At 52.5% G+C, this 9,005-nt stretch carries 6 protein-coding genes and 2 tRNA genes; 3 read left to right on the forward strand and 5 right to left on the reverse strand.

Translation table 11 applies throughout. The features are described 5' to 3' along the window. Positions 1–325: 325 nt before the first annotated feature. From T504_RS0111615 to T504_RS0111635, 5 genes are all read right to left on the reverse strand, one after another. Complete coding sequence (locus T504_RS0111615) at positions 326–1,147, reverse strand: Cof-type HAD-IIB family hydrolase (protein ID WP_033171245.1); 822 nt, start codon at positions 1,145–1,147, stop codon at positions 326–328. Positions 1,148–1,474: 327 nt separating this feature from the next. Next, positions 1,475–2,761: an adenylosuccinate synthase gene (locus tag T504_RS0111620; protein ID WP_033171246.1), complete on the reverse strand. Its 1,287-nt coding sequence runs from the start codon at positions 2,759–2,761 to the stop codon at positions 1,475–1,477. Positions 2,762–2,912: 151 nt separating this feature from the next. Continuing rightward, on the reverse strand, positions 2,913–4,205 hold the full coding sequence (gene purB / locus T504_RS0111625) for an adenylosuccinate lyase (protein WP_033171247.1): 1,293 nt from the start codon (positions 4,203–4,205) through the stop codon (positions 2,913–2,915). Positions 4,206–4,474: 269 nt separating this feature from the next. Next, positions 4,475–4,551, reverse strand: a tRNA-Val gene (locus tag T504_RS0111630). Between the two features lie 102 nt (positions 4,552–4,653). Next, positions 4,654–4,730: transfer RNA gene (locus T504_RS0111635), tRNA-Val, on the reverse strand. 154 nt (positions 4,731–4,884) lie between these two features. Between T504_RS0111635 and T504_RS0111640 the strand changes: the two genes are divergently transcribed. The 3 genes from T504_RS0111640 to T504_RS0111650 all read left to right on the forward strand — a co-directional run bounded on the left by T504_RS0111640 (position 4,885) and on the right by T504_RS0111650 (position 8,644). Beyond that, positions 4,885–5,595 (forward strand): phosphatase, encoded by a 711-nt coding sequence (locus tag T504_RS0111640; protein ID WP_033171248.1) that lies wholly within the window; start codon positions 4,885–4,887, stop codon positions 5,593–5,595. Positions 5,596–5,642: 47 nt separating this feature from the next. Further along, positions 5,643–7,064, forward strand: coding sequence for an amino acid permease (locus tag T504_RS0111645; RefSeq protein WP_033171249.1), 1,422 nt, complete (start codon positions 5,643–5,645; stop codon positions 7,062–7,064). A gap of 95 nt (positions 7,065–7,159) precedes the next feature. Beyond that, on the forward strand, positions 7,160–8,644 hold the full coding sequence (locus T504_RS0111650) for a class I adenylate-forming enzyme family protein (protein ID WP_033171250.1): 1,485 nt from the start codon (positions 7,160–7,162) through the stop codon (positions 8,642–8,644). Positions 8,645–9,005 lie beyond the last annotated feature (361 nt).

Genomic DNA, 9,005 nt, shown 5'->3' on the forward strand with positions numbered 1-9,005 from the left:
CCCCGCCGCCTCGGTTAGAGCCGGTACGAATTGCTGCGCCCTCGGAGGGGGTAGCCCTGCGAAACTTGCCACATCCTCAGCCGACGCTAGGGGCAGTGCCATAAACGAAGCGTTTGATGTTTTTCGTGAAGAACGAAATTTTTATCCTCACCATTCGTCGAAAAATTGCTACCGTTCAAGCGAAGCGCGTTTTGCAACTTTTTCGATGCTTAATTAAAGATAAAAATTTCGTTTAGAAAAACATCTCCCGCGTAGTGTTGGCACTGCCCCTAGCGGTGGCGAAGAGCTGATTCGAATAAGGTTCCACGAACCGATAAACTGTAATTTATATATCGAAGTGTTTCGCAATCGTAGCCGCAATCCCATCTTCGTTATTGGACAGCGTAACTTCATCGGCCATTTCCTTGAGCTCTTCACAGGCGTTGCCCATAGCGACGCCGTAGCCGGCGAATTCGATCATGCTCATATCGTTCTGCGCATCTCCGAAGGCCATGACCTCACTGCGGTCAATGCCCAGCTTATCGCAGGCATGCTCGAGCGCACTGAGCTTCGAAACGCCTTTGATGGTTCCTTCGTAGAACCACGGTGCCGACTGAACGAACGACATCTTATCCTCAAAGCCACGGCGAATATCGGCCAGATGCGGCACTAGAATCTCATTGGGGGCCGCCGTCAGGATCTTTACCGGGTTGAATCCGCCCTGCGCTACGGCCTCCGCGATATTCTCGACAATCTTGATCTTGAGATTGTTGTTGCGGCTCTCATCCATGACTTTGTGGCGCTTGGCATCAGTCGTATAGATAGACACCCCATCGTCGACGATTGGCGACAGCTCCGGCCATTCTTCGAGATGGCGCAGGAACCGTACGGCTGTGTTATTATCGATGCTGCTGTCAAAGAGGATTTCCTTCGTCGTCGCATCCTCGATGCGGCCACCGTTATAGGAAATGCGCAGGCCATGATACTTCGAAAGCTCCAACGCCTCAGCCTCACGCTTCAGTCCCGGCGCCTGACGGCCCGAAACCAACGCTACGACCACGCCCTGCTTCTGCAGCGACATGATGGCCTCCCGCGTCTTCGGTGTGATTACTTTGTCATCATTATTGAGCGTACCATCGAGATCAAATGCCAGCATCTTATAGTCCATATTTTCTATCCTTTCTTGACTGAAAACATAAATATCTATATAATGAGTATATAAGAAGTGCTACCGCTAGACGGTCAGCCCCGAAATTAGTAATTAGCTTAAAGAAGCCGCCCTAGTTTGTGAGACTGCAGGGCGGTATTCTTATGCCTTTATGGCAACGATTATGAGAAGCGTTAACAGCATCAACGCGAAAAAATCATATTTCGTCATCCGCATCGCCCCTCTCTGGGGCTAAGACTTACCGCCTGCCTATGGTAGCACGCCAATAGTATAGCATAAAGCCCGTCCACTGACAATCCAGCGGACGGGCTTCTCTATGCGCTAAAATCAGAAGATATCCTTAGCGATGACGATAGTCTCATCGCGGTTCGGACCAACGGAAACGATACCGAGGCCGATCCCCGTTACCTCAGCCATGCGCTCGAGGTACTTGCGAGCATTCTCCGGCAGGTCTTCGTACTTGCGGACCTTGCTGATATCGGTCTTCCAGCCTGGGAACGTCTCGTAAACCGGCTCGACTTCTGCCAGAACTTTGAGGCTGGCCGGAATCTCGTTCAAGATTTCGCCCTTGTACTTATAGGCAACGCACATCTTGATCTCGTCGAAGCTGTCGAGGATATCGAGACGCGTCACGGCCATGTAATCGATGCCCGAAAGCAGTCCAGCATAACGGACGACACAGGCATCAAGCCAGCCCGTGCGGCGCGGACGGCCCGTGACAACACCATACTCATGGCCCTCCTCACGAATCCGGTCACCGATTTCGTTGAGCTGCTCCGTCGGGAACGGACCTTCACCAACGCGCGTGCAGTATGCCTTGACGATACCTACGACTTTGTCGATAGCGCGCGGTGCTACGCCACAGCCAACGCCGACGCCACCAGAAATCGGATGGGATGCCGTAACATACGGATACGTACCATAGTCGATATCGAGCATCGTAGCCTGCGCACCTTCGAACAGGATCTTGCGGCCTTCTTTAACTTCCTCGTTGAGAAGAGCAATCGTGTCACAGACATACGGACGCAGGCGGTCAGCATAGCCGTTGTACTCAGCCAGAATCTCCTCGTAGTCGAGCGGCTCGTGGTCATAGAGCAGTTTGAGTTCGCGGTTCTTGATTTCAAGGTTTGCCTTGAGTTTCTTGGCGAACTCCTCACGATCGATAAGGTCGCAGACGCGGATACCGATGCGGTTATCGCGGTCGATGTAGCAGGGGCCGATACCATTCTTCGTCGTACCGATTTTGTTCTCGCCACGTTTCTCATCGCCAAGACCATCCATCAGACAATGATACGGCAGAACGACATGCGCACGGTTCGAGATGCGGATACCCGAAAGGTCGATACCACGCTTAGCCAGGCCATCCATCTCCTCGAGCATAACCTTCGGACTGAAAGCAACACCATTGCCGACCACGCAATGCGTGCCCTTAAACAGGATGCCCGACGGCATCAGGCGCAGCTTATAAGCCTCGCCATCAACGACAACCGTATGGCCGGCATTGCTGCCGCCCTGGAAACGGACGACCGTTTCAGCCTGCTGAGCAAGATAGTCTACGATCTTGCCCTTGCCTTCATCGCCCCACTGAGTACCGGTAACTACTACTGTTGACATAAGATTTCTCTCCTTAATCACTACTGTCCGCCAGCTGGCAGACCAACTGCGGCAGCAAATCCTCCCGCAGGGCATAAAAAAGCCCTTACGGGTATAATAACGCCGTAAGGGCTCAATATTTGAGCCCACGGCTCATCATAACATATTTTGCTTAAAGTCCGAAGCGCTCGAAAATCATATCGACACGGCGGATGAAGAACTTGTAATCGAAGCAATCGTCGATTTCTTCCTTCGTCAGGTACTTCGTGATATCCGGATCGTTTTCGACGCTTTCCTTGAAGTCCTTGCCTTCCATCCAGCGTTTCATGGCGTTGCGCTGTACCCATTTGTAAGCTTCCTCACGCAGTACGCCCTTGCTGACAACTGCCAGCAACAGACGGGAGCTGTACATAAGACCGCCTGTGCGGTTCATGTCGTGCATCATCTTCTCCGGATACACGAGCAGCTTATCGATGATGTTGGTAAGCTTTCTCGTGCAATAGTCGAGGTTAATCGTCGTATCCGGCAGGATAACGCGCTCAACCGAGGAATGGGAAATGTCGCGCTCATGCCAGAGCGTGATGTCTTCCATAGCGGCTACGGCATTGCCACGGTTCAAGCGGGCCATACCCGAGATGCGCTCGCAGTTGATTGGATTGCGCTTATGCGGCATAGCCGAAGACCCCTTCTGACCTGGGGAGAAATACTCCTCAGCCTCACGGATATCCGTACGCTGCAGGTTGCGGACTTCCGTCGCGATTTTCTCGAGCGTACTCGATACGATAGCCATCGTCGTCACGAACTCAGCATGGCGGTCACGCTGAATGACCTGCGTAGCCAGACGGACCGGCGTAAGTTCCAGCGTCTTTCCGACCATTTCCTCAATGCGCGGATCGATATTGGAGTAAGTGCCCACAGCGCCCGAAAGCTTGCAGACCGAAACGATTTTCTTGGCATGCTCAACGCGCTCGATATCGCGCTCAATCTCAGCACTCCAGAGCAAAAGTTTCAGACCGAACGTCATCGGCTCCGCATGAATACCATGGGTACGGCCAATGCACGGCGTATGTTTGAACTCAACCGCACGACGGCGCAGTACCTCGCGGAACTTCTTGAGATCATCCAGGATGATGTCAGCGGCATCGCGCATCATCATGCAATAAGCCGTATCCTTGACATCACTCGAAGTCAATCCCTTATGGACGTACTTGGAATCATCACCAACATTTTCGGCGACGTTGGTCAGGAAAGCGATGATGTCATGATGCGTAACGGATTCAATTTCCTTGATGCGCTTAACATCAAACTTAGCCTTGGCGCGAATATTTTTCGCAGCCTCAACTGGAATCTCACCGAGCTCAGCCATGGCGTCGCAGGCAGCCATTTCAACATTCAAAATCTGCTGCCATTCATTCTCGATGGACCACAGGTGACCCATCTCCGGGTTGGTGTAACGTTCGATCATTTTTGTGATTTCCTCCTCATCAATTCCTGGCGGCGTCACAGCACCGCGGAAGTGAAAACACGACGAAAAAACTCAAATTGACCTCTCCCCTTGGGGTACAGGCCTCATTTTGAGTCTGGAGAATCCCTTATTTCCCTTGACTATAATAGCAAACTCCCCTGCCACTGTCAACGAAAACTATATTAATAAATACAATAGTCCATATTTGATGGATTCCTGCTTGCCGCGCAACAAAAAAGCCGTACGAATCCGTACGGCGCAATCAGCTATGGTGCTCGCTGAGGGATTCGAACCCCCGACCCCCTCCATGTGACGGAGATGCTCTAGCCAACTGAGCTAAGCGAGCGCTTCAACGTATTTCATTATACGCTTCTATTTCCGAAAAATCCATAGTTATTGTAAAATAAAAACAAAAAAGCTCTCGCAAAGCGAGAGCAAAATTTCTAAATGGTGGGGTTAACAGGATTCGAACCTGTGACCTCCTCGATGTCAACGAGACACTCTAACCAACTGAGCTATAACCCCAAGTCATAACGACAAGATTTATTATACTGGAAGTACCTCCTGCTGTCAATATAATTTTTGCAAAAAAGTTAGCAGGAAATAACCTTTTCCTCACTGCCTCTCTGCTATATAATAGAAGGCAGTGATTTTTTTTACAGTAGGAGGTTTTCCGTTCATGAAAGATCTATTGGACGTTCACACCCATACTATCGCGAGTGTTCATGCGTACAGCACGCTCCGCGAAATGATTACCGCCGCGAAGGAGAAGGGGCTGGAACTCATCGGCATCGCGGACCATGCACCGTCCATGCCTGGCGCATTCCACGAATTCTATTTCTGCAACTTCAAAGTCATCCGGCCGGAAGCCTATGGCATCGATGTCGTCATGGGCGTCGAGCTAAACATTCTCGACTATACCGGTTCCATCGACCTCAAGGAACATCTGCTTTCCCGGCTCGACTATGCGATTGCCAGTCTGCATGATCCGTGCATCCGTCCGGGCACGCGGGAACAAAATACCGCGGCTCTGATTGGTGCCATGCGCCACCCGAAGGTCAAAATCATCGGACATCCGGACAATCCGTTGTATCCTGTCGATTTTGACAAACTGGCTAAGGCCGCCTGCGAAAACCATGTCCTGCTCGAAATCAATAACAGCTCCTACACCCCCGGTGGCAGCCGCGACGGTTCCCGCGAGCTCGCAGGAGAGCTCCTGTCCGCCTGCAAGAAATACGGTACCACCGTTATCCTCGGAAGTGATGCTCATATCGACCTAGATGTCGGCAATCATACTTACTCACAGGAAATGATTGCCCAGTATGATTTTCCAGAGGAACTTGTCATCAACAGCGATCCGAAAAAATTTCGCGATTGGATTGCCCAATAATTTCCTAATTATATGAAGATTATACTTTGAAAGGAATGAACTACTCCATGAATCTTTTCCGCACCAAAAGCATTGAGCAGATGCGCGCCGCTGCCGAAAACTCCGGCATGGCCAAAACCCTCGGTGCATTTGACCTCATTCTCTTAGGCATCGGCTGTGTCATCGGCACCGGCATCTTCGTCCTTACCGGCGTTGCCGCGGCCAAATACGCCGGCCCGGCGGTCACGATTTCCTTTATTCTGTCGGGGCTTGCCTGTGCACTGGCCGGCCTTGCCTATGCCGAGTTCTCCTCCATTGTTCCCGCATCGGGCAGCGCCTATACCTATACCTATGCCTCCCTGGGCGAATTCATCGCCTTCATTGTCGGCTGGAATCTGATTCTGGAGTACACCGTTACCGCCAGTGCCGTAGCCTCAGGCTGGTCCGGTTACGTCACGGGACTGTTGCAAAGTGCCGGCATCGAGGTCAGTCATGCACTGACTCATGTCCCGGCTGACGGCGGCATCATCAATGTACCCGCCATTTTGATCACCCTGCTGTTAACCTTCTTCTTGATTCGCGGCACGCAGGAAAGCACGAAACTCAACCGGATTTTAGTCTTTATCAAGTTAGCGGCCGTTTTCATCTTCCTGCTGCTGGCCGGTCCTCATGTCAACACGGCCAATTGGGAACCCTTTATGCCCTTTGGCGCATCGGGCATTGCCGCTGGTGCTGCTATCGTATTCTTCGCTTATATCGGCTTTGATGCCGTTGCCACCTCCGCGGAAGAGTGCAAAAATCCATCCCGTGACCTGCCGATTGGCATCATCGGATCACTTATCGTCTGCACCGCCCTTTACGTCATTGTCGCCGGGGTCCTAACCGGTGTCGTTCCCTACACGGAACTCAACAACCCGGAGCCAGTAGCCTTTGCCCTGCGCTATATCGGTTACAACCTCGGCTCCGCAGTTGTCGGCGTCGGCGCGATTGCTGGCATCACCACGGTGCTTCTGGTCCTGCTCTACGGACAGGCCCGCATCTTCTTTGCCATGAGCCGTGACGGCATGGTTCCGGCCCGCGTCTGCAAGATTCACAAACGCTATCATACGCCTTACATCGTCACCGTCCTCGGGGCTATCTTCGTCTCGCTGATTGCCGGCTTTGCCCCCATTGGCCTCATCGCAGAAATGGCCAATATCGGCACGCTCTCGGCCTTCCTCGTAGCAGCCATCGGCGTCATGGTACTTCGCATCACCAAGCCCGATGTACCGCGCGCCTTCCGCTGTCCACTCGTCTGGCTGATTGCTCCGCTGGCCGTTCTCGCCTGCGGGTATCTCATGGCCCACCTGCCCCTTGAAACTTGGATCCGCTTCCTGGTCTGGTGCGCCTTCGGCTGTCTGGTCTACTTTGGCTACAGCTATCAGCACAGCACCGTCGGCATCCAGCAGCGCAAAATCCGCAAGCTCAAAAAACTGCGTACCGATGCCTGATTTTTGCTTTGACAAAAATTAGTACCTAGTATAAAATTAACGCAAGCAGAAAACCTGCCCGTATTTTTATTGAACCAGAAAGAAAGAGTGATGAAATGTTTATTCATGACCTTATTCGTCAGGGTGCACCTGACGCCTTGGCCATCGTTGACCACGAGCGCCGCTTCACCTATACAGAATTCCAGGAATGTGTGAACAACTGCCGCGATCGGCTCTATGCTGCCGGTGTCCGTCAGGGCGACCGCGTCGGCCTGTTCACGCGCAACAGCGCCGAGTTCGTCTTTGCCTTTATGGGCATCACGTCGCTTGGTGCTATCGTCGTTCCCATTAACTTCCAGCTCAGCAGCCGCGAGATTGCCTACATCATCAAAGATGCCGGCATCGAAACGGTACTGACCTATCAGCCACTGAACCTCGCCGACGCGATGGCACAACTGCGCTGCAACCTCAAAGTCACCCAGATGGATATCCGCAACATCGGCCAGAAAAAAGACGGCATTCCTGCCGCACCGGTTCTGACCGAATACTTCAGCGAAGATAATCCGTGCGAAATCATCTACACGTCCGGCACCACGGGCAATCCCAAAGGCGCTGTGCTCTCGCACCGCAATGTCGTGGCCAACACGCGTCAGATGTCCTTCATGGGCTGCAAAGCTGAGCACACCGTTCTCTGCGTCCTGCCGATGTATCACGTATTCGGCCTGACCTGCTCGGTATTCTATCCCTTCAGCGTCGGCGCGACGGTCGTCATCCTTGACTCCTTCACGCCGAAGGAGACCATCAGCACCATCCGCGACGAAAAGGTCACGGACCTCTACATCGTACCGTCCATCTGCAGCCTGCTGACGAAGCTGGCCAGCGAAGAGGATATGAAGACGGTGCGCCTCGTCGTCAGCGGCGGCACCACTCTTCCGCTCAAAATCCAGCAGGACTTCATGGGCAAATTCGGCGTCGACATCTGCGAGGGCTATGGCCTCTCCGAAACGTCGCCCGTTGTCACCATGAACCCGCCGGAAAAACCGAAAGTCGGCTCCTGCGGTCCGATTGTTCCGGGCCTCAAATGGCGCCTCATCGATGCCGAAGGCAACGACGTTCCGCAGGGTGAGGCCGGCGAGCTCGTCGTAAAAGGCGACAACGTCATGCTCGGCTACTGGAATCTACCCGATGTCACCCATGACGCCATGCGCGGCGGCTGGTTCCACACCGGCGACGTTGCCCGCGCCGATGAAGACGGCTATCTCTTCATCGTCGACCGCATCAAGGATATGATTATCAGCATGGGCGAAAACATCTATCCGCGCGAAGTCGAAGAGCTCATCTACCAATTCCCGGGCATCTACGAAGCAGCCGTTGTCGGCATCGAGGATAAACTCCGCGGCCAGGCCGGTGCCTGCTTCTACAGCGTACAGGAAGGCTGCACGGTAAACGTCCGCGAACTCAAGAAGTTCCTGCAGGCCAACCTGGCACTCTACAAGATTCCGCGCGAATTCCATATCATGGACAAACTGCCACGTACCACCACCGGCAAGATCGCGAAAAAGACCATCCTGACCGAATTCCAGGCTGGTAAAATCAAATAAACAACAAAAAGGGACTGTGAAAAATCCCTTTATATTGACATAAATTCGTAAAAGCCTCCATAAGGTAGATTGATTTACCTTATGGAGGCTTTTACGAATTTATCAACGAACTTTTACCAATTACAGTTTATCGGTTCGTGGAACCTTATTCGAATCAGCTCTTCGCCACCGCTAGGGGCAGTGCCAACACTACGCGGGAGATGTTTTCCTAAACGAAATTTTTATCTTTAATTAAGCATCGAAAAAGTTGCAAAACGCGCTTCGCTTGAACGGTAGCAATTTTTCGACGAACGGTGAGGATAAAAATTTCGTTCTTCACGGAAAACATCAAACGCTTCGTTTATGGCACTGCCCCTAGCGG

It is taken from the genome of Selenomonas sp. ND2010, assembly GCF_000702005.1.
In the GTDB taxonomy this organism is placed as follows: domain Bacteria; phylum Bacillota; class Negativicutes; order Selenomonadales; family Selenomonadaceae; genus Selenomonas_A.